Raw genomic sequence first — 22,197 nt, 5'->3', positions numbered from 1 at the left:
CCTCCTCTGGTGGCGTCGAACTCGCGCCTTTGACCAGGTAGAAACACTCTAAGCCCCGCAGTCCATCAGGGGAAGTTGACTTTAGTGATCGCTGCGATAGGATTTTCTGATGGCCAACGTGACGATGCGCCAGCTCCGGTATTTCGATGCGCTGGCGCGTCACGGCCATTTCGGCCGGGCGGCGGAGGCCAGCTCGATCTCGCAACCGGCCTTGTCGATGCAGATCAAGGAACTGGAGGACGCGCTTGGCGGCCTGCTGCTGGAGCGAAGCGCGCGGCAGGTGGCGCTGACCCGGTTCGGCGAAGAGCTCGCGCCACGGGTCCGCGACATCCTGCGCTCGGTCGACGAGCTCGGCGATTTCGCCCGAGCCTCGCAGGACCGGTTCGCCGGACGGTTGCGCATCGGGATGATCCCGACGATCGCGCCCTATCTGCTACCCAAGATCACCAAGAATCTCACCCGTATGCATCCGGAACTCGATATTCGCGTCCGCGAAACGATGACACCCCGGCTGATCCAGGAATTGGTGGACGGCCGGCTCGACACCGCCATCGTCGCGCTGCCGGTGTCCGAGCCTTCGCTCACCGAGGTCGCACTGTTCGACGAGAAATTCCTGCTGGTCCGGCCGGCCTCAGATGAAGGCACACCGGTGCCCTCGCGCGAGATGATGCGGGAGATGCGGCTGTTGCTGCTTGAAGAAGGACACTGCTTCCGGGATCAGGCGCTGTCGTTCTGCAACATGCAATCTGCGCCGCCGCGCGAGATGCTGGATGCGAATTCGCTGTCGACGCTGGTCCAGATGGTCAGCGCCGGCATCGGCGTGACGCTGATCCCGGAGATGGCCGTGCCGGTGGAGACGCGATCGGCCTCGGTATCGCTCGCGCGCTTCCGCGCCCCCGAGCCGTCCCGCACGATCGGCATGGTCTGGCGCAAGACCAGCCCGTTGGCGCGGCAGCTGCTGCAGATTTCCGAGGTGGTGTGCCTGTCGGCCGGCAAGGTGCGTGCACGACAATCCGTGCGCAACCAAAGGGCTTAGCTTGTCGATGCCGCATCCCGTCATCCGCCCCGCGCGCACAGACGAATACGATGAGGTCGGCCGGGTCTGGATGGAGAGCTGGGTCTCGACCGGCCTCGACGAGGCCAGCGACTTCCTGCTGGCAAACCTGCGCGCACGCATCCGGCGCGAGATCGCGGACGGCTGGAGCCTGTTCGTTGCCGACGATCGCGGCACGATCGCCGCCATGCTGGCGCTGCATGTGCCAAAACTCTATCTCGACATGCTGTTCGTCGCGCCGGCCTATCAGGGCCAATCGCTCGGCCGGAGATTACTCGCCTTCACCCGCACGCAGATGCCGGAGGAGATGCACCTGCGCTGCGTCCGCGAGAACGAGAAAGCCTGGCGCTGGTACGAACGCGAAGGTTTTGTGTTCGAGAAGCAAGAGATCGAGCCGTCGAACGGGTTCATGATGAAGTACTATCGGTGGAAGCGGTTGCGACCGGTCGGACAGGCGACGGCCTCCTGACTGCAGCTTGCGGTTGTCGCCGTCCTAATCTAGGGTGGCATGATCGAAATTCTCCCGCTGCTGATGCCCTTGAATCCATGATTCGATCTGCTGCTTCCGCGATCTTTTTGCTGTCGTCTTTAGCTCTGGCAGCAGCCCAAACTCCTCCTGCAGCCACCTCGCCACCCACGGCTCCGTCGAAGCCGACCGTCAAGAAAGCGGCGACGAAGCCGAAAGCTGCGGCGGTCAAACCAGCCGAGCAGATGAACAGCGGTCCGTGCCGTCTCGGCGTAATCTCGGCAATCGGCGAGCATTACTCCGTACAGAAGTTCGGCGTGACAATCTTCGAGGCGGAAGCAAAGGAGGTCCCGATCGACTGGGGTCTCGATGATCTCGTTTTCGCACGCGTGCGCGCGGCAACGAACAACGATTCCTCGATACGCAGGATCGCTTATCCCAAGGGCGCCTTCGATCCCTTCTATCATGCGAAGGCGATCTTCATCCCGGACCCCAAAGAGACTCTACCGGTGATCGTGAAGGGGTTCACCGCGAATGCGAATTGCGATCGCTATCTCGTCGCAACCACTTTCAAGACGAAGCTGCCGAACTCGAACATGACGCTGAACGGCATCGGCACCTACAACCAGGGGCTCGGCAGCTTGATTCGGCACTCCCACCTTTTCGCCAATGTTGCGATTACGCTGATTGACGGCCGCAGCTACGAACAGATCAAGCGCCCCCTGACGGATATCGGCGCGAACCTCGCCACAAGCATGCGTCTGTTTGAAGACCCGATCACGAAACTCGACAATTCGCTCTTCCCGGATCCGCCCGAGACAGCTTCGGCAAACGTGGCGCTGCGCGAGAGAACGCGGGCACTCGTGACCGACAGGCTCGATCGGGGGCTTCCGGGCTATCTGAAGCAGGACTGAGACGCACTCTTTCGCGTCAACCGAGATTGTTGACAGCCGAACGCGACATTGAACCAAGCATAGCACGTTGCGATTTCAAAGCAGACACGCGATGAATAAGCTTGGCCCGCATCACGCCGATGGAAGGTTCCCCGTCATGATCAAGCTCTATTGGTCGCCCCGCTCGCGCTCGTTTACGACGCTTTGGCTGATGGAGGAGAGCGGCCTGCCTTATGAGCGCGTGCTGACCGATATCTCCACCGGCGCGCAAAAAACGCCGGACTTCCTCAAAGTCAATCCGATGGGCAAGGTGCCGGCACTGTCTGACGGCGATGTCGCACTCGGCGAGGCCGCCGCGATTTGCGCTTACATCGCTGACCGGTATCCCGAGACCAAGCTCGCCCCCGACATAGTCGATCCCCAGCGCGGGCGCTATTTGCAATGGTTGTTCTTCTCGCCTGGCTGCATCGAGCCCGCCATCATCCAGATCTTTACCAAGATCGAGATCCCGACATCGACCGCGGCCTGGGGCAGCGCGACGCAGGTGTTCGACGTGCTCGAGGCCGCGCTTGCCAAGGGGCCGTGGATACTCGGCGAGAAATTTTCCGCGGCCGACGTCACGATCGGCTCCGGCCTGAACTTTGCGGTGCGGCAGTTCAAGATGGTGCCGTCGCGCCCCGCCTTCGATGCCTATCTCGCGCGCTGCATCGCGCGGCCGGCGTTCCAGCGTGCGGAGAAGATCGCAGCGGGTTGAAGCTGCTCTCGTACAGTGGGCAACGGCGCTTTGGCCGTGCCCACGATCTGCAATTATTGAGAGACGGTGGGCACGTCGCTTGCGCTCCTTGCCCCCTACAAGTCCTACTCCGAGGTCTTCAAATCGTCCGGCCGCGGCATCAGGATGGTGTTGTAGCCGGAATCGACATAGTGGATCTCGCCGGTAACGCCGCCCGAGAGATCCGACAACAGATACAGCGCCGAGCCGCCGAGGTCATCCAGCGTGACGCCGCGACGGAGCGGCGAATGCTTCTGCATGAAGGCAAACATCGCGCGCGCCTCGCCGATGCCGGAGCCCGCAAGCGTGCGGATGGGGCCCGCGGAGATCGCGTTGACGCGGATGCCGCGCGGTCCGAAATCGGAGGCGAGATAGCGCACCGAGGCTTCCAGCGCCGCCTTGGCCACGCCCATCACGTTGTAGTTCGGCATCGCGCGCTCGGAGGCGCCGAAGGTCAGCGTGATCATGCTGCCGCCCTCGGTCATCAGCTCGGCGGCGCGCTTCGCCACCTCCGTGAACGAGAAGCAGGAGATCACCATGGTGCGCGAAAAGTTCTCGCGGCTGGTGTCGGCGTAGCGACCCTTCAGCTCGTTCTTGTCGGCAAAGCCAATGGCGTGGATGACGAAGTCGAGCTTGCCCCATTTTTCGCGGAGCACGTCGAAGGTCGCATCGACACTGGCGATGTCCTCGACGTCGCACGGCAGCACCAATTCCACGCCGAGAGATTCGGCCAGCGGCTTGACGCGTTTGCCCAGCGCCTCGCCCTGAAAGGTGAAGGCGAGCTCGGCGCCGTGCGCATGCAGCGTCTTCGCCATGCCCCAGGCGATCGAATGATCATTGGCGATGCCCATGATCAGACCGCGCTTGCCCTTCATCAGACCTTCCATGTCAAGATCACCTTCCGCTCTTCGTCATGCCCTGGCTTGTCCCGGGCATCCACGCCCTTTGCAGCCTGAAGCCAAGACGTGGATGGCCGGGACGGGCCCGGCCATGACGAGAAATTCAACGCTGCGCCAGCAAGGGCGTCACACGTCCAGCCGGCTGATTACCAGCGTGGCGTTGGTCCCGCCGAAGCCGAACGAGTTCGACAGCACGGTGCCGATTTTGACGTTGTCGATGCGCTTACGCACGATCGGCATGTCGGCGAACACGGGATCGAGCTCCTGGATGTGCGCGCTCTCGCAGATGAAGCCGTTGTTCATCATCAGCAGCGAGTAGATCGCCTCCTGCACGCCGGTGGCGCCCAGCGAGTGGCCGGTCAGCGCCTTGGTCGCCGAGATCGGCGGGCACTTCTCCCCACTTCCGAATACGCGGCGGAGCGCGTCGATCTCCGGAGGATCGCCGGCCGGCGTCGAGGTCGCATGCGGATTGATGTAGTCGACCTTGGTCTTCACCGTCGACATCGCCATGCGCATGCAGCGCTCGGCGCCTTCGCCCGAGGGTGCCACCATGTCGTAGCCGTCCGAAGTCGCGCCGTAGCCGACGATCTCGCCGTAGATGCGCGCGCCGCGCGCCTTGGCATGCTCGAGCTCTTCCAGCACCAGCACGCCGGCGCCGCCGGCAATGACGAAGCCATCGCGGTTGACGTCGTAGGGACGCGACGCGGTGGCCGGCGTGTCGTTGTACTTCGAGGACATCGCGCCCATGGCGTCGAACAGCACGGAGAGCGACCAGTCCAGTTCCTCGCAGCCGCCGGCGAAGATGACGTCCTGCTTGCCGATCTGGATCGTCTCATAGGCGTTGCCGACGCAATGGTTCGACGTCGCACAGGCCGAAGAGATCGAATAGTTCACGCCCTTGATCTTGAACCAGGTCGCAAGCGTCGCGGAAGCCGTGGACGACATCGCCTTCGGCACTGCAAACGGTCCGACGCGCTTCGGTCCCTTGGTGCGGGTGATGTCGGCGGATTCGACGATGGTGCGGGCGGACGGGCCGCCGGAGCCCATGATGATGCCGGTGCGAATGTTGGAGACTTCCTCGGGCGACAGGCCGGAGTCCTGGATCGCCTGCTCCATCGCGACGTGATTCCACGCCGCGCCCTGACCGAGGAAACGCATCGCGCGGCGGTCGACCACCGTTGCAGGATCGAGCGTCGGCGCGCCCTGCACCTGCGAACGGAAGCCGAGTTCGGCATATTTCTCAGCCCGAGAAATGCCTGACTTCGCCTCGTGAAGGCTCGCAAGCACTTCCTGGGTGTTGTTTCCGATCGACGAGACAATGCCCATCCCGGTGACCACAACCCGCCTCATGACAGCCTCGCCTCAATCATTGTTGTCTTGGTGATGCGCTCAGCCCAGGTCCGTGCCCTGCTTGAACAGGCCGACCTTCAAGTCCTTGGCGCGATAGATAATCTGGTCATCGACCGAAAGCCATCCATCGGCGATGCCAAGGACGAGCTTTGAACGCATCACGCGCTTGATATCGACGTTGTACACAACCTTGCTGGCCTCGGGCAGCACCTGACCGCTGAACTTTAATTCGTTCAAGCCAAGCGCGCGGCCGCGACCTTCGCCGCCGGTCCAGCCCAGAAAAAAGCCGACCATTTGCCACAGCGCGTCGAGGCCGAGACAGCCGGGCATCACCGGATCGTTCTTGAAGTGGCAGCCGAAGAACCAGAGGTCCGGCTTCACGTCGAGCTCGGCGCGCACCAGTCCCTTGCCGAACTCGCCGCCATTGTCGTTGATCTCAGTGATGCGGTCGAACATCAGCATCGGCGGCAACGGCAGCTGAGCATTGCCGGGGCCGAACATCTCGCCGCGGCCACAGGCCAGCAGATCTTCGTATTCGTAACCGTTGCGCCTGTTCAGCATGCACGAGCCTCTGTTTGATATCCGATTGAGCGGCGCTTCTTGGCGAAAATGGGCCCCGTCTCGGTCGGAGAGCAACGCCAATTGCCACTGTCAGGCGCTGCGCCCGCTTGCCCCGGATGGACTGCGAACCGAGCCTCGATGCCCGGCGACGCCAGAAATCGGCTAAGCGGAACCGCGCGCTCTCTAACACAGGCCATTTCAGGTGGCAAAGCTGATACATGAAGGTAAAATGACGCGATCCCCGGCCGGTTCCAAGCCTGATTAGAACCTCTCTAGTTGCGAGAAACTTGCATCTGCATCTTTCTGTTCTTATATTGCAGATACATATTGTTCACGCGTGCCGAAGTCTGGAAATGAACGAGAATACCGCGCCCCATCACGACGACGACGTCCATGCCGCGGCCCTCTTGTCTGGCCGCCAGCCGGCTTTGACCGGCTGCCCCTGGCACGACGTCAACGAAATGCTCCAGTCCGCGGGGCTTCGTCCGACGCGCCAACGCATGGCGCTCGGCTGGCTGTTGTTCGGCAAGGGTGCCCGCCACCTCACGGCTGAAATGCTGTACGAGGAAGCGACGCTGGCCAAGGTCCCGGTCTCGCTGGCGACCGTCTACAACACGCTGAACCAGCTCACCGATGCCGGCCTGCTCCGGCAGGTCAGTGTCGACGGCACCAAGACCTATTTCGACACCAACGTTACCACCCACCACCACTATTACCTCGAGAACAGCCATGAGCTGGTCGACATCGAGGATCCGCATCTGGCGCTGTCCAAGATGCCGGAGGTGCCGGAGGGTTATGAGATCGCCCGCATCGACATGGTGGTGCGCCTGCGCAAGAAACGCTGAGATCTACCGAAATCAATCCGAGGCCAAATGGCCGGGCTCGTCCCGGCCATTTTCGTTTGCAGCGTCAGTTGACCTGCTCGTCCGAATACACGCCCCAGAGGCGTTCCTGCTGGATCCAGCCGTCGAAGCCATTGCCGGTGACGCGGCACCAGTTTGCAGCGCACTTCTTCACCTGCGTGACGACGCCGGCCTGGAGTTTTGCGGCAACGGCGCTGTCGGGATCGGCGCGATCGTAGATCGGGGCGAGCTCGTCCTTGTGCTTCATGGTGACGACCGCGGTGCGGCGGCCCGACAGCAGCGAGTGATAGACCCAGCCCTCGGCGCCTTCGGAATCGCGCACCCGGCGCCAATTCTCGAATTCGGCAGTGATTTCCACCGGCAGCCCCGAACGGGTGTAGACCCAGGCCACGTCATTGTCCTTGGTCGGGCCGGCACGGACGTTCACATGATCCGATTTGAGGCTGACATAGCGCGGCACCGGCAGGCCGCTCGCGGTCTGGGGCGTGGTGTCCTTCGCCGAATGCGAGGGAGAGACCGTAGCGCTCAACCAGGTACATACGAGCGCCATCACCGTACAAAAACGCCCCAACGCCATCAACCCGTCTCCTGTCGAAGACCCGGCCCGAGCCCGGTCCTCACCCCAAATTCCAAAACCTGCCGCGCCACCCCCTGACCCGCCCCGCGCGGGTGTTCCCCAAGCCGGCTCCTTCAAGCCTTAACCCGTGGTTCTTGTCTTGGCCCGGCCTTCTGCTAGAGAGGACGGGCATCTGAACAACCAGTTTGCCCCGATTTTCCGGCCGGAATTATCGGGAGAGCTTGAAGGAAACGCCGGGGACGGACACGGCAAGGGCAGTGTCGAACAACCGGGTTAATGAGACCTCAACGACCGGCCTTTGGCGACAGAGGCGGCTTGCGACGCCTCATGAGAGCAGGACATGTCGGTGAAGAAAAAGCCCCTCGTCGTGGTGACGCGCAAGCTGCCGGATTCGATCGAGACCCGGATGCGCGAATTGTTCGACGCGCGGATCAATCTTGAGGACACGCCGATGTCCGCGGACCAGATCGCTGAAGCCGCACGCACCGCCGACGTGCTGGTTCCCACGGTCACCGACCATATCAGCGCTGACATCGTGAACCAGCCCGACTGCAAGCTGCGGCTGATCGCCAATTTCGGCAACGGCGTCGACAATATCGACGTGGCGGCCGCGCATGCCCGCGGCATCACCGTCACCAACACGCCGAAAGTCCTGACCGAGGACACCGCCGACATGACCATGGCGCTGATCCTTGCCGTGCCGAGGCGAATGATCGAAGGCGCCTCGATCCTGACCGAAGGAAAGCCGTGGGCCGGCTGGTCGCCGACGTGGATGCTCGGCCACCGCATCGGCGGCAAGCGGCTCGGCATCATCGGCATGGGCCGCATCGGTCAGGCAGTGGCGCGCCGTGCCCGCGCCTTCGGCCTGCAGATCCACTACCACAACCGCCGTCCCGTGGCGCCCGTCATCGCCGAAGAGCTTGGCGCGACCTATTGGGAAAGCCTCGACCAGATGCTGGCGCGGATGGACATCATCTCGGTGAACTGTCCGCACACGCCGGCGACCTATCATCTGCTCTCGGCGCGGCGGCTGAAGCTGATCCGGAAAGACGCCTACATCGTCAACACCGCGCGCGGCGAGGTGACCGACGAGGACACGCTGATCAAGCTGATCGAAGGCGGCGAGATCGCCGGCGCCGGCCTCGACGTTTACGAGCACGAGCCCGCGGTCAACCCGAAGCTGGTGCGGCTCGCCAGGGCCGGCAAGGTGACGCTGATGCCGCATATGGGCTCGGCCACGATCGAAGGCCGCGTCGAGATGGGCGAGAAGGTGATCATCAACATCCGCACCTTTCTCGACGCCCACAAGCCGCCGGATCGCGTGCTGCCAAGCATGCTCTGAGGTCTATTTTCCACGCGTCTCGCGCTTGCGCCAGCCTGCGACGAAATCGATGAAGGCGCGCAGCGCGGGCGGCGTCTGGCGCCGGCTCGGATAGTATAGGAACGGACCGGGAAACGGCTCGCACCAATCTTCCATCAGGCTGACCAGCGCGCCGGACTTCAGGGCTTCGCCGACATAACCGTCGATCGTCGCCCATATGCCCGCGCCGGCGAGCGCGGCCTGCATCGCAAGGTTCATGTTGGTCGAGATCAGCTTGGCCGGCGGATCGACCTTCATGATTTGGCCGGCCTTCTCGAACTCCCAGTCATGCATCACGCCGCTTGAGTAGCGGGCGCGGATGCAATCATGATCGAGCAGATCCTTCGGATGCTTCGGCTCGCCGCGGCGCGCGACATAATCAGGCGAGGCGACGACGACATAGTGCTGCGGACCGCTGAGCGGGATCGCCACCATGTCCTGCGCCAGATGCTCGCCATATCGCACGCCGGCATCATAGCCCCCGCTCACGATGTCGACGAAGCCGCTCTCGGACACGACGTCGAGATCGACCTGCGGATGGGCGGCGAGAAACGGCCCGACCATCGGCGCCAGCACGAGATCGACGGCCGGCGGCGGCGCGTTGATGCGCAGACGGCCCGAAGCCACCTCGCGCAGGCCCCGCACCTCCGCCAAGGCATCGCCGACATCGCGCAGCGCAGGTGCCACCCGAGACAGCAGCAACTCGCCTGCCTCGGTCAGGGCGACGCTGCGGGTGGTGCGGTTCATCAGGCGGACACCGAGGCGCTCCTCGAGGTCGCGTAAGCGCTGGCTAAGGCTCGACACCGACACGCGGATTTCGACCGCCGCGCGCCGGAAATTGCGGGTGCGGGCGACGGCTGCGAAGAGGTCGAGGTCGCGCAGATCGGGTTCGGTCATTGTTCGATATGATGAACAAGCCATTCGGCATTGTCCAGCTTATCGGCGCAATTGAGCCGGCGCATATCCCTCCTCGTCACGCGGCGCGATCAGACTGCCGCCTTTCGAGGAGAGCCATCATGGAACAGCACACACTCGGTTCAACCGGCCCCACCGTCTCGGCCCTGGGTCTCGGCTGCATGGCCATGTCGGATGCCTACGGCCCGGCCCATCGCGGCGAGAGCATCGCCACGGTCCACGCCGCGCTCGATGCCGGCATCACACTGATCGACACCGGCGATTTCTACGGGATGGGCCACAATGAAATGCTGATCCGCGACGCGCTGCGGGATGTGGCGCGCGACAGGGTGCAGATCAGCGTCAAGTTCGGCGCGCTGCGCGGCCCCGCCGGTGAATTCACCGGCATGGATTGCCGCCCGACCGCGCTCCGGAATTTCCTCGCGTATTCGCTGCAGCGGCTCGGCACCGACTATGTCGACATCTATCGCCCGGCGCGGCTCGACCCCAACGTTGCCATCGAAGAGACCATCGGCGGCCTCGCCGATCTCGTGAAGGCCGGCTACGTCAGGCATATCGGCCTGTCCGAGGTCGGATCCGACACCATCCGCCGCGCGCATGCCGTGCATCCGATCGCCGATCTCCAGATCGAATATTCGCTGATCGAGCGCGGCATCGAACGCGACATCCTCAAGACCTGCCGCGAGCTCGGCATCGGCATCACCGCCTACGGCGTGCTGGCGCGCGGCCTGATCAGCGGCCATTGGTCGAAGGATTCAGGCAAGGCCGGCAAGGACTACCGGCTCATGACACCGCGCTTCCAAGGCGAAAATCTCGACGCCAATCTCGCGCTGGTGGAATCGCTGCGTGCCATCGCCGGGGAAATCGGCGCAACGCCGGCGCAAGTCGCGATTGCCTGGGTGGCGGCGCAGGGCCGGGAGCGCGGTCAAGCGATCGTGCCGCTGGTCGGCGCCAAGACCCGCACCCGTCTCGTCGAAGCGCTTGGCGCGACCAGGGTCACGCTGACACCGGCACATCTTGCGGCGCTGGCCAAGGCGTTTCCGCCGGATGTCGCTTCGGGCACGCGTTATACCGCCGAGCAGATGGCCCATCTCGACAGCGAGAAGCCGGCCGCGGCGTAACGCAGCAGATCAGGTGCGATGGGCGCTGAGGTCGGTGACCACGGGCCCGTCGCCATTGAGCGGGTTGGCCGGATCGCGCCCATAGCGCAGCGTTTCGAAGCGCATCGCGCGCGCATCGATCATCAGGAGGCGGCCGACGAGGCCGTCGCCGAAGCCGACGATCTCGCGGATCGCCTCCAGCGCCATCATCGAGCCCATCACGCCCGCCAGCGCGCCCATGACGCCGGCCTCCGCGCAGGCCGGCACCGTACCGGGCGGCGGCGCCTCCGGAAACAGGCAACGATAGGTCGGATTGAACTCGCCCCGCTCGTTGGTCTCGTGTGCGCGGATGGTGGTGAGCGAGCCGTCGAACGTGCCGAGCGCCGCCGTGATCAGCGGCTTCTTCGCGAAGAAGCAGGCGTCCGAGACCAGATAGCGCGTCGAGAAATTATCGGAGCCGTCGAGCACGAGGTCGTAATCGCCGATCAGGTCGAGCGCGTTGTCGGCATTCAGCCAGGTGGCGTGGCCGACGAAACGGACGTGCGGATTGAGCGCGGAGATCCGCTCTGCCGCGCTCTCGACCTTGTGGCGGCCGATATCGGGCGTGGTGTGGATGACCTGGCGCTGCAAATTGGACAGCGACACCACGTCGTCATCGACCACGCCGAGCGTGCCGATACCGGCGGCGGCCAGATACATCAGCGCCGGCGCGCCGAGCCCGCCGGCGCCGATCACCAGCGCGGAGGCCCGCTTCAGCGCAGCCTGGCCGGGACCACCGACATCGCGCAGCACGATATGGCGGGCATAGCGTTCGAGTTCGTCCGGGCTCAGCATCGTCGTCCTTCGTTCCTCTCACCCTCATGGTGAGGAGCGCGGCACGCGCGTCTCGAACCATGAAGGCCCCGATCTCGCCCTGTGCCATCCTTCGAGACGCGGCCTGAAGGCCGCTCCTCAGGAAGAGGACCTGAACGCGTGGCGTCCATCGCCACCTGAACCAGCGCAACATTGTTCGCGACCAACGAGATGTGCTTGAATGACATGGCGTTCAATGGGCTGGCTGGATTTGTCATGAGATCGATGCTTGCGGCAACACTGATGTTTGCGTCCGCCACGGGTGCGAGCGCCCAGATGACGACGCCGCAGGTCCCCGGCACAAAGCCAAAGGTGGTCCAGACCGTCCCGATCAAGCCGCCTGCCCTGCAGACGCCGTCGCAGACGGCAGACGGCATGACGCAGGCGGAACGGCTGTCGCTACAGTCCGACCTCGCCTGGGTCGGCCAGTATAACGGCGCCATCACCGGCGACGTCAGCGCGCGCATGGTCGAGGCAATCAAGGAATACCAGAAGCTCAAGGGCGGCAAGCCGACCGGCGTGCTCAATCCGCAGGAGCGTGCCGCGCTCGCCGAGACCGCGCGGCGGAAGCAGGAGGGCGTCGGCTGGAAACTCGTGACCGAGATGACCAGCGGCGCGCGGCTCGGCATTCCCTTAAAACTGGTGCCGCAGCAGGCCACCGATGCCAACGGCTCGAAGTGGACCTCGCCGACAGGAACCGTGCAGGTGCTGCTCAGTCGCCGCAAGGAGGCAAACCCCACCACCGCCAAGCTCGCCGAGCTCGAGAAGAAGGAGCCGGCCGGGCGCAAGGTCGACTACACCGTGGTGAAGCCCGACTTCTTCGTGCTGTCGGGATTACAGGGCCTGAAAAAATTCTACGTCCGCGGCACCTTCAAGGGCGACGAGGTCCGAATCATGACGATCCTCTACGACCAGGCGACCGAGAACACGGTCGAGCCGGTCGTGATCGCGATGTCGAGCGCGTTCAACGCGTTTCCGTCCGGACCGCAAGCCGGGCCGCCGCCGCGCAAGACCGTCGAGTACGGCACCGGCCTCGTCGTCAGTGACGACGGCGCGATCGTCACCGACCGGCTCGTCACCGACAGCTGTCTCGCCATCACGATTGCCGGCTATGGCAGCGCCGATCGCCTCGCCGAGGATAAGGAGCACGGTCTTGCACTGCTGCATATCTACGGCGCGCGCGGCCTGAAGCCGTTCAGCCTTGCTGGCGGCGCGGCCAAGACCAACGTGGACGTCATCGGCATCGCCGATCCACAAAGCCAGGGCGGCGCGGCCGGCGTATCGGTCGTCAAGGCCGCACTGGCGCCGGTCCCGAGCAGCGATTCAGCGCTGACCCCGCCGCCGGCGGTCGGGTTCTCCGGTGGTCCGGCCATCGATGGCGACGGCAAGTTCGCGGGCATCGCGCTGTTGAAGCCGGCGATGGTCGCAGGGCCGGCGACGTCAATGCCGGCCTCGCAGGCGGTGATGGTGTCTGCGGACGCCGTGCGCGATTTCCTGAAGGCCCACAAGATCACGGCGAACGGCATGTCGACGGATGCCAAGGCCGGCGTCGTGCGCGTGATCTGCGTGAGGAAGTAGGATGTTGCGGTATCCGACCATGCTTTCAGCGGCGGCGGCGACCGCGCTGCTGGGCTGTTCGGCCTGGGCACAATCACCACTGCCGACCGGAAAGGTGGAGGAGGTGATGGTGAAGGTGGCGCTGCTGACGCTGAACGACGCCAACCTCACCGGCAACTACGATGTGCTCCACGCGAAAATGGCGAGACCGTTCCGCGAGCGCTTTTCAGCCGCCACGCTGAAGCAGGCCTTTGCGACGTTTGCCGGACATCACATCGACGCCATCGCCGGCATGCCGATCGTGACCACGGAAGAGCCCAGGATCGACGACAACGGCGCGCTGTTGCTGCGTGGCCATTTCGACACGACACCATCGCGGCTGAGCTACGCGCTGGATTACGCCATGTCGGAAGGCGAATGGAAATTGATCACGATCGACGTCAAGGTCCGATCGCTCCAGACCAATGCGAGCGCAACCGACCTGGTTGCGCGCGCGGCCGCGGACCTCGGCGGCAGCGGCGCATCGAAATGAGAACCGTCAGGCGAGCCTGAACCTGATCCCGCTCTTCGCGAGGCCGCCCGAAATGCCGATGGGCGTGCCGTCGGCACGCCAGCAGGCGGCGCCGGTCATGGTGCCGTCGTCGTGGAAGGCGATCCCGTTCATGCCGCCGGCGACGGTAGCGACGGGCTGCACCTTGTGACCGCGCACGGCGAGTTCCGCACGCACGCTCTCCGGCACCGTTTGCTCGACCTCCAGCGCGTTGCCTTCGGTCCAGACCCTGGGCGCTTCCACCGCCTCCTGCAGGCTCATGCCATGGTCGATCAGATTGACGAGTGCCTGCATCGCGCTCGGGAAGATGCGCTTGCCGCCGGGCAGGCCGAGTGCATAGCGGAGCTTGCCGTCGTCGAGCGCCATCATCGGCGACATCGAAGTGGTGACTCGCTTGCCCGGCGCCAGCGACAGCGCGTGGCCCGGTCGTGGATCGAACAGATTCATGTAGTTGTTGGCGATGGCCCCGAGGCCCGGAATCATGATCTTTGCGCCAAACAGATTGTTGATGGTCTGCGTGGTCGCGACCACGTTGCCGAAGCTATCCGCCGCCGTCATGTGCGTGGTGTGTGCGCCTTCGAGCTGCGACACGCCGGCGCCCCAAATCTGCGCCCGCGCCGGATCGATGGCGCGGCGGCGCTCTTCGGCATAGGCTTTCGAGGTCAGCTTCTCCACGGGTACCCCGACATAATCGGGATCGCCGCTGGCCGCGGCGCGATCGGCGAAGGCAATCTTCAGCACCTCGGCGAGATAGTGGATCGTCTCTGATGTGCCGAAGCCGAGGCGGCCGATGTCGTACCCCTCGAGAATGTTGAGCATTTGAGCGATGTGCACGCCGGAGGCCGCAGGTGGCGGCGGGCCGAGGATGGTCCAGCCGCGATAGTCGGCGCGGATCGGCTGCCGTTCCACCGTCTTGTAGGTTGCGAGATCATTGCGGCGGATGAAGCCGCCGGTTTTTTCCATGGTGTCGACCAGAATGCCGCCGAGCGGCCCCTCATAGAGGGCCTTCTCGCCGTGATCGGCGATATGGCGCAGCGTCTCGGCATATTCTGATTGCACGACGCGCTCGCCGATCCTGAGCGGCTCACCGCCGGGCAGAAAGATCGCCGCGATCGGCTTGTCCTTGCGCATCTCGTCGGCGCTTTCGCTGATGCATTCGTGCAGATAGGGCGTCGTCGCATAGCCGCGGGCGGCATGCTTGATGGCGGGCTGCATGACGTCGGCAAGCGACATGGTGCCGAACCTCTGCAGCGTCTCGCACCAGGCCTTGAGCGAGCCCGGCGTGGCGACCGCCTTCGGACCGTTGAGATTCTCGTTGCCGACCGTATCGAACACGTCATGCGCCGAGCCGGGCTTCGAGGTGTAGGTGGTGTCGCGGACGGCGGAGGGCACGGTGCTCTGGCCGTCGATGATGCGATGGCTGCCGTCGGCGAGCCGGATATGCGCCATGCCGCCGCCGATGATGCCCACCATCATCGGCTCGACCACGGTCAACGTGAACAGGGTGGCGATCGCGGCATCGATGGCGTTGCCGCCGGCGGCCAGCATCTCGGCGCCGGCGCTGGAGGCCAGCGGGTGGTTGCTGACCACCATGCCGCGGCTCGAGACCGCCGGCATCTTCTGGCAGTCGAAAGTCGTCGCCGTCCGGTCGCGCCAGTTTCCGCTCATGCCGCTCATCCCTCTATGCACGGCGGCGAGCACACCACACGCATGATTACGGGTCCAGTAATGGTACGGATTAGCTGGCATTCCCGATTCTGCCATCATTGTCAGCGTTGATTCGGACAACCGCGGTCCCCTTTGGATCGGGCAGGGCACGTCCTGAGCGAGAAGAGCTCAGCATCGAGAGCGATGCACGTTCGCGTGGCGTTATCCCGAGACCCACCACTCCAAAGGATTGATCTTCAAATGCACACGATCGTACTGGCCACTCAAAAGGGTGGCAGCGGCAAGAGCACGCTCGCCATCGGCCTCGCGCTCGCGGCCAAGCAGGCCGGCTTCACCGTCCGCCTGATCGAGACCGACCCGCAGGGCACGCTGTCGAACTGGCAGCGCCGCCGCAATGCCGATGATCTCGTCGTCGAGCCGATCTACCACGCCGCGGTCATCGAGCCGCGCCTGAAGATGCTGGCTGACAGCGGCCTGCAGATCGCGATCGTCGATACCGCCGCCGGCCTCAGCGCCGCGACCACCGCTGCGATCCGCCATTCCGATCTCTGCCTGATCCCGGCCCGCCCCAGCGTCGCCGACATCGAGGCGACCGTCTCGACGCTCAGCGTCGCACGCGCCTGGAAGCGGCCCTACAGCTTCGTGCTCAACCAGACGCCGATCCGGGGCCAGCGCATCGACAACGCCGCCAACACCCTCGCCGAGGAAGCCGCGCTCGATCTTTCGGACGTGCTCGCGCGCCCGCTGATCGTGATGCGTAACGACCACCAGGATTCGCTCGCGAACGGCCTTGCCGTCAGCGAATTCGCGCCGAACGGCAAGTCGGCGGACGAGATTCGCGGCCTCTGGCGCTGGATCGAAACCCGGCTCGAGCTCGAAGCCACCACCAATGTGCTGATCGACCAGGTCATCTCGGCCGCAGACAGCATGCTGCTCATCGCCGAGCAGGCGGCGGACGAGACCACGACACTGGCGTCCTGAGCGGGGCATCGCTCGGACGGCAGTCGGCCCTTCACCATCCGGAAGGGCCTCAGCGACGAAGCAATCCGGCCACCAGCCCGGCTGGATTGCTTCGCTTCGCGTTGTTCTGGCGAGAGCAACACGCTCTCGAACACGAATCTCGAAAACAACCCCATGCACAGCAGAACCGCCCCCGGCCGAGGCACCTCGGCGGCGGCGCGCAGACGTTTGACTTGCCGGGCAAAACAGCCGCTCGCGGGTTACGGTGCTCCATCACCGGTCATTGCGAGCACAGCGAAGCACTCCAGAGTCCTGCTGCGGAGGGAATTCCGGATTGCTTTGCTGCGCTCGCAATGACGGCGCGGTGGGATCATCGTCTTACAGCTCACAGCCCTCAGGCTGCGATCACTCTCATTTCTGACATTTCGGACACCAGAACGTCGATCGGCCATTCTGCGTGAACCGCTTGACCGTGCCGCCGCACCCCGGCGTCTTGCAGGTCTCGCCTTCGCGGTCGTAGACCTTGAAGGAGTGCTGGAAATAGCCGAGCTCGCCCGAAGTCTGGCGATGGTCGCGCAAGGACGAGCCGCCGGCCTTGATGGCGTCGTTCAGCACGGTGTGGATCGCACTCACCAGACGCTTCGCATGATCGGTGGGCTCGCCGCCGCCGACACCCTTGCGACCCTTGGTCGCGAGCGTCGCCGCGATGCGGCGCGGCGACAGATGCGAGCGATGCAGGGCTTCGCAGACATAGATGTTGCCGAGCCCCGCGACCACGCGCTGGTCGAGCAGCGCGGCCTTCAGGCTGGTCATTTTGCCTTCGCAGGACCGCGCCAGCATCGCGGCGTCGAATTCGTTGCCGAGCGGCTCGGGGCCGAGGTCGCGCAGCAGCGGCTCATCTTCGAGCGCGTGACGTGCGATCACTTTCATGTAACCGAAGCGCCGCGGGTCGTTGAAGACGATGTCCGCGCCGGAGGACATCCGAAACAGCACGTGGTCGTGCGTGGAATCCTTCCCCCTCGGATAGTGAAACTCGCCGGGCGCCGCCTCGTTGTCCGGCTTGATGACGCGGAACGAGCCCGACATGCCCAGATGCATCAAGAGCACGTCGCCGGAGGCGAGATCGGCCATGAGATATTTTGCACGGCGGCCGAGCCCCGTGACGACCTGCCCCTGCAGCCGCGCCACGAAATCCGGCTGGAACGGAAAGCGCAGATCCGGCCGGCGGGCCTCCGCGACCAGGATTTTCGCGCCCTCCATCACCGGCTGAAGGCCGCGGCGGACGGTCTCGACTTCGGGCAATTCAGGCATGGTCAGGCATTCACCTTATGAGGGCGGTGTGATAGCGCCATTGCGGCGGGCGCGCTATGGTTCGCCCAGTGGAGTAGAGTAATGGATCGGCCGGGCGAAACCACGCATTTTGGCTTCAAGGACGTTCCCCTGGGGGACAAGCAGACGCTGGTGAACGATGTGTTTCACAGCGTGGCGTCGCGCTATGATCTGATGAACGATCTGATGTCCGGTGGCCTGCACCGGGTCTGGAAGGACATCATGATCACGGCGCTCGACCCGCCGAGGGGCGACCGGCCGTTCGCGCTGCTCGACGTGGCCGGCGGCACCGGCGACATTTCGTTCCGCGCCGCCAAGGCCGCGGGTACGGGCTTCCATGCCACCGTCTGCGACATCAACACCGACATGCTGGCCGTGGGCCGCGAGCGCGCCGCGAAGCGCCATCTCGAAACCCGGGTCGATTTCGTCGAGGGCAACGCCGAAGCGCTCGCCTTCGCCGATCGCAGCTTCGACGCATATACGATCGCTTTCGGCATTCGCAACGTGCCCCGGATCGATCTTGCGCTGCGCGAGGCCCATCGCGTGCTCAAGCCCGGCAGCCGCTTCCTGTGCCTGGAATTCTCCACCGTCGAGATGCCCGGGCTCGACAGGATCTACGATCTGTTCTCGTTCAAGGTGATCCCGCCGCTCGGCCGCATGATCACGGGCGATGCCGAGTCCTACCAATATCTCGTCGAGTCCATCCGCAGGTTTCCGAAACCCAACGCCTTCGCCGACATGATCCGCGACGCCGGCTTCGCCCGCGTCAGCTGGCAGACATTGTCGGGCGGAATCGTCGCACTGCATTCGGGCTGGCGTTTGTGATCTCTGCCTTCACCCACATTTCGCGCCTGATCCGCGCCGCGTTCGTGTTTGCGCGCGAGGGCGTGTTCGGTTCGGTCGATCCGAGCCTGGTGCCGCCGCCGGGACAGCTTGCGCTGAAGCTGGCACGCCTGGTCGAGCGACGCGGCCCCAAGGACGGGCCAAGGATGTCCCGCGCCCTGACGCGGATGGGCCCGGCCTATCTCAAGCTCGGGCAATTTCTGGCGACGCGTCCCGACGTCGTCGGCGTTGCCATGGCGCGCGACCTGGAAAGTCTCCAGGACCGGCTGCCGCCGTTCGCGCAGGCCGAAGCGGAAGCTGCGATCGCGACCTCGCTGGAACGACCGCTGACGGACGTCTTTGCGAGCCTCGGCCCGCCGGTCGCGGCCGCGTCGATCGCGCAGGTGCATCGCGGCGAGGTCCTGCGCAACGGCGTTCGCAAGGCGGTCGCCGTGAAGGTGCTGCGGCCGAACGTGGCCGCGCGGTTCCGCCGCGACCTCTCCGATTTCTTCTTCGTCGCCCACAAGGCCGAAGCCTATTCGTCCGAGGCGCGGCGGCTGCGCCTGATCGAGGTCATCAACACCATGTCGCGCTCGGTCGCGATGGAGATGGACCTGCGGCTGGAAGCTGCGGCGCTGTCGGAGATGGCCGAGAACACGCGCGACGATCCCGATTTTCGCGTGCCTGAAGTCGACTGGGACCGCACCACGCACAACGTGCTGACGATGGAGTGGATCGACGGCATCGCGCTGAACGATCACAAGCGGCTTGCAGAGGCGCAGGTCGACCTGCCCGATCTCGGCCGCAAGGTGATCCAGAGTTTCCTGCGCCACGCGCTGCGCGACGGTTTCTTCCACGCCGACATGCATCCAGGCAACCTGTTCCTGGATGACGCGGGACGACTCGTTGCGGTCGATTTCGGCATCATGGGCCGGCTCGGCATGAAGGAGCGGAGGTTCCTCGCGGAGATCCTGCTTGGCTTCATCACCCGCGACTATCGCCGCGTGGCGGAGGTGCATTTCGAGGCGGGCTACGTGCCCGCGCATCATTCGGTCGAGAATTTCGCGCAAGCCATCCGCGCCATCGGCGAGCCGATCCACAACCGCACGGCGGAAGAGATCTCGATGGCGCGGCTGTTGACGCTGCTGCTCGAGGTCACCGGCCTGTTCGACATGACCACGCGGCCCGAACTGATCCTGCTGCAGAAGACCATGGTGGTGGTGGAGGGCGTGGCGCGCGGCTTCGATCCCAAGCTCGACATCTGGAAGATCGCCGACCCCGTGGTGCGTGAATGGATCGAGCGCAATCTCGGGCCGATCGGCCGGGTGCAGGGCGCGCTCGCCGGGACCGGAGACATCGCGCGCGTGCTGATGCGCCTGCCCGAGATCGCCGAACGGTCGGTGAAGGTGCTGGAACAGCTCGAGACCATGACGCGCGAGGGCATCCGGCTGTCGCCCGAGAGCATCGCCGCGATGGGCCGCAGCGAGGGCCGCAAGAACCGCTGGCGCACCGTCGCGCTCTGGATCATCGCCGCGACCTTCATCGGCATCCTGATCGCCGTCAGGAATCTTTGACGGGCCATTGATTGCATTGCAATCACATGAATGATAGCATCGCCATCATTCATGCTGGAGTGGCGCCGTGGCAAGCCTGACCATCCGCAAGCTCGACGAACACGTCAAAACCTATCTTCGGCTGCGCTCGGCCAAGAATCGCAGGTCCGTCGAGGAAGAGGTCCGGGTCATCCTGCGGGAGCTGATCGGGGGCCGCGAGGAGCCTCTGACGCCGTTTTCGGCGCCGCCTGCGGCATCCGCCGCCCCCACGCTCCAGCGCACCAGCGCCCTTCCCGAGGCCAGCGTCACCCTGATCATCGGCGGCGGCATCGCGGCCTATAAATCGCTCGACCTGATCCGCAGGCTGAAGGAGCGCCGCATCGAGGTCCGCTGCGTCCTGACCAAGGCGGCCCAGCAATTCGTCACGCCGCTGGCGGCGAGCGCGCTGTCGCATGAGCGCGTCTATACCGACCTGTTCGATCCCCAGAGCGAGTTCGACGCCGGCCATATCAGGCTCGCGCGCGACTGCGACCTGATCGTGGTGGCGCCGGCCACCGCCGACCTGATGGCGAAGATGGCGAACGGCCATGCCGACGATCTCGCCAGCGCCATCCTGCTCGCGACCAACCGCAAGGTGCTGTTGGCGCCGGCGATGAATCCGCTGATGTGGAATAACGCGGCGACCCGACGCAACGTGACGCAGCTGCAGCGCGACGGCGTCGTGCTGATCGGGCCGAATTCCGGCGAGATGGCTGAAGCGGGCGAAGCCGGAATCGGCCGCATGTCGGAAGCGATCGAGATCGCCACTGCCGCCGAGCGGCTGCTGCGGCCGCCGGTGCCGAAGCCGCTCGCCGGCAAGCGCGTGCTGATCACCGCAGGTCCCACCCACGAGCCGATCGATCCGGTGCGCTACATCGCCAACCGCTCCTCGGGCAAGCAGGGGTTTGCCATTGCTGCCGCGGCGCAGGCCGCCGGTGCCGAGGTGATTCTGGTGAGCGGCCCGGTCGATCTCGACGATCCCCAGGGCGTCACGGTCAAGCACGTCGAATCGGCGCGCCAGATGCTTGAGCAGGTGCAGGCCTCGCTTCCGGCCGACATCGCGATCTTCGCCGCCGCCGTCGCCGACTGGCGCGTTGCGAGCGAAGGCGAGCAGAAGCTGAAGAAGACCTCGGCCGGCATGCCGCCGCTTCAGCTGGTCGAGAACCCCGACATCCTCGCCACCATCTCGAAGCTGACCGACCAGCGTCCGCCGCTGGTGATCGGCTTTGCCGCCGAGACCGAGCACCTGATCGACAACGCCAAGTCAAAGCTCGCCCGCAAGGGCTGCGACTGGATCGTCGCCAATGACGTCTCGCCAGCCACCGGCGTGATGGGCGGCGACCGCAACACCGTCCATCTCATCAGCAAGAATGCTGAGAAGAACGGCGAGATCACCGTTGATTCCTGGCCGGTGATGACCAAGGAACAGGTCGCCGTCGAACTGGTCGCGCATATCGCCGAGAGCGTGACCGGCAAATCCGGGAGTCCGCATCTTGAGCACTGAGGTCACCGTCGAACTGCAGCAACTGGCACACGCCGAAGGCCTGGCGCTGCCGGCCTATCAAACGGCTGACGCCGCAGGGCTCGATCTGATGGCCGCGGTGCCCGAGGGCGAGCCGATGACGCTCGCATCCGGTCAATATGCGCTGGTGCCGACCGGCCTTGCGATCGCATTGCCGCCCGGGCACGAGGCGCAGGTGCGGCCGCGCTCGGGGCTGGCCGCCAAGCACGGCGTCACCGTGCTGAACTCGCCGGGTACCATCGACGCGGATTATCGCGGCGAGATCAAGGTGATCCTGATCAACCATGGCGCGGCGCCGTTCGTGATCAAGCGCGGCGAGCGCATCGCCCAGATGGTGATTGCGCCCGTCGTGCAGGCCGCGCTGGTTCCCGTCGCGACATTGTCCGCGACCGATCGCGGCGCCGGCGGATTCGGCTCGACCGGCCGCTGACGCAAGGCAATTTCAAGCGAATCAGCCGCAGAACCATGTGACCGGGAACCCGCGCCCCGCATTTTTTTGGGGCCGCCTTTGCGTTCACGATCTGGACTCTTACCG

Annotated in this window: 22 protein-coding genes; 14 read left to right on the top strand and 8 right to left on the bottom strand. The window is 64.8% G+C overall.

The genetic code is table 11. The features are described from left to right. Positions 1–109: 109 nt before the first annotated feature. The 4 genes from JQ580_RS10300 (at position 110) to JQ580_RS10285 (ending at position 3,167) form a co-directional block, all read left to right on the top strand. The gene (locus tag JQ580_RS10300) at positions 110–1,036 is read left to right on the top strand and encodes a hydrogen peroxide-inducible genes activator (RefSeq protein WP_212279878.1); all 927 of its coding nucleotides are present in this window, start codon (positions 110–112) and stop codon (positions 1,034–1,036) included. A gap of 7 nt (positions 1,037–1,043) precedes the next feature. Then, positions 1,044–1,523: a GNAT family N-acetyltransferase gene (locus JQ580_RS10295; protein ID WP_212279876.1), complete on the top strand. Its 480-nt coding sequence runs from the start codon at positions 1,044–1,046 to the stop codon at positions 1,521–1,523. After that, entirely contained in the window at positions 1,481–2,434 is a 954-nt protein-coding gene (locus JQ580_RS10290; protein ID WP_311982443.1) for a hypothetical protein, read from the top strand. Before JQ580_RS10295 ends, JQ580_RS10290 begins: the two co-directional genes overlap by 43 nt. A 136-nt stretch (positions 2,435–2,570) precedes the next feature. Next, complete coding sequence (locus JQ580_RS10285; RefSeq protein WP_212280231.1) at positions 2,571–3,167, top strand: glutathione S-transferase family protein; 597 nt, start codon at positions 2,571–2,573, stop codon at positions 3,165–3,167. 104 nt (positions 3,168–3,271) lie between these two features. Here the strand turns inward: JQ580_RS10285 and fabI are convergent, their stop codons facing one another. The 3 genes from fabI to fabA form a co-directional block, all read right to left on the bottom strand. Further along, complete coding sequence (gene fabI, locus JQ580_RS10280; RefSeq protein WP_212279874.1) at positions 3,272–4,072, bottom strand: enoyl-ACP reductase FabI; 801 nt, start codon at positions 4,070–4,072, stop codon at positions 3,272–3,274. 138 nt (positions 4,073–4,210) lie between these two features. Next, positions 4,211–5,434: a beta-ketoacyl-ACP synthase I gene (gene fabB / locus JQ580_RS10275; protein WP_212279872.1), complete on the bottom strand. Its 1,224-nt coding sequence runs from the start codon at positions 5,432–5,434 to the stop codon at positions 4,211–4,213. Between the two features lie 39 nt (positions 5,435–5,473). Next, on the bottom strand, positions 5,474–5,995 hold the full coding sequence (gene fabA, locus JQ580_RS10270) for a 3-hydroxyacyl-[acyl-carrier-protein] dehydratase FabA (protein ID WP_212280230.1): 522 nt from the start codon (positions 5,993–5,995) through the stop codon (positions 5,474–5,476). 353 nt (positions 5,996–6,348) lie between these two features. Here fabA and irrA point away from each other — a divergent pair, with 353 nt between their 5' ends. Then, on the top strand, positions 6,349–6,840 hold the full coding sequence (gene irrA, locus JQ580_RS10265; protein WP_094894280.1) for an iron response transcriptional regulator IrrA: 492 nt from the start codon (positions 6,349–6,351) through the stop codon (positions 6,838–6,840). 64 nt (positions 6,841–6,904) lie between these two features. Here the strand turns inward: irrA and JQ580_RS10260 are convergent, their stop codons facing one another. Then, the gene (locus JQ580_RS10260; RefSeq protein WP_212279870.1) at positions 6,905–7,435 is read right to left on the bottom strand and encodes an SH3 domain-containing protein; all 531 of its coding nucleotides are present in this window, start codon (positions 7,433–7,435) and stop codon (positions 6,905–6,907) included. A 340-nt stretch (positions 7,436–7,775) separates the two neighbouring features. On the opposite strand from JQ580_RS10260, the gene JQ580_RS10255 reads away from it, so the two are divergent. Next, on the top strand, positions 7,776–8,777 hold the full coding sequence (locus tag JQ580_RS10255) for a 2-hydroxyacid dehydrogenase (protein ID WP_212279868.1): 1,002 nt from the start codon (positions 7,776–7,778) through the stop codon (positions 8,775–8,777). A 3-nt stretch (positions 8,778–8,780) separates the two neighbouring features. On the opposite strand, the gene JQ580_RS10250 is transcribed toward JQ580_RS10255, so the two are convergent. Next, on the bottom strand, positions 8,781–9,692 hold the full coding sequence (locus JQ580_RS10250; RefSeq protein WP_212279866.1) for a LysR family transcriptional regulator: 912 nt from the start codon (positions 9,690–9,692) through the stop codon (positions 8,781–8,783). Between the two features lie 119 nt (positions 9,693–9,811). Between JQ580_RS10250 and JQ580_RS10245 the strand changes: the two genes are divergently transcribed. Further along, complete coding sequence (locus JQ580_RS10245; protein WP_212279864.1) at positions 9,812–10,831, top strand: aldo/keto reductase; 1,020 nt, start codon at positions 9,812–9,814, stop codon at positions 10,829–10,831. 9 nt (positions 10,832–10,840) lie between these two features. On the opposite strand, the gene JQ580_RS10240 is transcribed toward JQ580_RS10245, so the two are convergent. Continuing rightward, positions 10,841–11,644 carry a HesA/MoeB/ThiF family protein gene (locus JQ580_RS10240; RefSeq protein ID WP_212279862.1) on the bottom strand — a complete coding sequence of 268 codons (804 nt, stop codon included), beginning with the start codon at positions 11,642–11,644 and terminating at the stop codon, positions 10,841–10,843. A gap of 234 nt (positions 11,645–11,878) precedes the next feature. On the opposite strand from JQ580_RS10240, the gene JQ580_RS10235 reads away from it, so the two are divergent. Together JQ580_RS10235 and JQ580_RS10230 are read left to right on the top strand one after the other, a co-directional pair. Then, the gene (locus tag JQ580_RS10235) at positions 11,879–13,240 is read left to right on the top strand and encodes a peptidoglycan-binding protein (RefSeq protein WP_212279860.1); all 1,362 of its coding nucleotides are present in this window, start codon (positions 11,879–11,881) and stop codon (positions 13,238–13,240) included. Position 13,241: 1 nt separating this feature from the next. Next, entirely contained in the window at positions 13,242–13,751 is a 510-nt protein-coding gene (locus JQ580_RS10230) for a hypothetical protein (RefSeq protein WP_212279858.1), read from the top strand. A gap of 6 nt (positions 13,752–13,757) precedes the next feature. Here JQ580_RS10230 and ggt read toward each other — a convergent pair whose 3' ends face one another. Continuing rightward, a complete protein-coding gene (gene ggt, locus JQ580_RS10225; RefSeq protein WP_212279856.1) occupies positions 13,758–15,437 on the bottom strand; it encodes a gamma-glutamyltransferase in 1,680 nt (559 codons plus the stop codon). A 240-nt stretch (positions 15,438–15,677) separates the two neighbouring features. On the opposite strand from ggt, the gene JQ580_RS10220 reads away from it, so the two are divergent. Next, positions 15,678–16,418, top strand: coding sequence for a ParA family protein (locus tag JQ580_RS10220; RefSeq protein ID WP_212279847.1), 741 nt, complete (start codon positions 15,678–15,680; stop codon positions 16,416–16,418). 390 nt (positions 16,419–16,808) lie between these two features. On the opposite strand, the gene mutM is transcribed toward JQ580_RS10220, so the two are convergent. Beyond that, on the bottom strand, positions 16,809–17,708 hold the full coding sequence (mutM, locus tag JQ580_RS10215; RefSeq protein WP_212279845.1) for a bifunctional DNA-formamidopyrimidine glycosylase/DNA-(apurinic or apyrimidinic site) lyase: 900 nt from the start codon (positions 17,706–17,708) through the stop codon (positions 16,809–16,811). A gap of 81 nt (positions 17,709–17,789) precedes the next feature. On the opposite strand from mutM, the gene ubiE reads away from it, so the two are divergent. From ubiE to dut, 4 genes are all read left to right on the top strand, one after another. After that, the gene (gene ubiE, locus JQ580_RS10210; protein WP_212279843.1) at positions 17,790–18,551 is read left to right on the top strand and encodes a bifunctional demethylmenaquinone methyltransferase/2-methoxy-6-polyprenyl-1,4-benzoquinol methylase UbiE; all 762 of its coding nucleotides are present in this window, start codon (positions 17,790–17,792) and stop codon (positions 18,549–18,551) included. Next, positions 18,548–20,122 carry a 2-polyprenylphenol 6-hydroxylase gene (ubiB, locus tag JQ580_RS10205; RefSeq protein WP_212279841.1) on the top strand — a complete coding sequence of 525 codons (1,575 nt, stop codon included), beginning with the start codon at positions 18,548–18,550 and terminating at the stop codon, positions 20,120–20,122. The genes ubiE and ubiB overlap by 4 nt, the downstream gene beginning before the upstream one ends. Positions 20,123–20,189: 67 nt before the next feature. Continuing rightward, entirely contained in the window at positions 20,190–21,644 is a 1,455-nt protein-coding gene (gene coaBC, locus JQ580_RS10200) for a bifunctional phosphopantothenoylcysteine decarboxylase/phosphopantothenate--cysteine ligase CoaBC (RefSeq protein WP_212279839.1), read from the top strand. Next, on the top strand, positions 21,634–22,092 hold the full coding sequence (gene dut, locus JQ580_RS10195; RefSeq protein WP_212279836.1) for a dUTP diphosphatase: 459 nt from the start codon (positions 21,634–21,636) through the stop codon (positions 22,090–22,092). The genes coaBC and dut overlap by 11 nt, the downstream gene beginning before the upstream one ends. The last annotated feature ends 105 nt before the right edge of the window (positions 22,093–22,197 follow it).

The sequence above is a fragment of the Bradyrhizobium sp. SZCCT0148 genome, from assembly GCF_018129985.1.
In the GTDB taxonomy this organism is placed as follows: Bacteria; Pseudomonadota; Alphaproteobacteria; order Rhizobiales; family Xanthobacteraceae; genus Bradyrhizobium; species Bradyrhizobium japonicum_H.
Note: the sequence above shows the minus strand (reverse complement) of the source record. Positions and strands in the feature narration are given on the sequence as shown.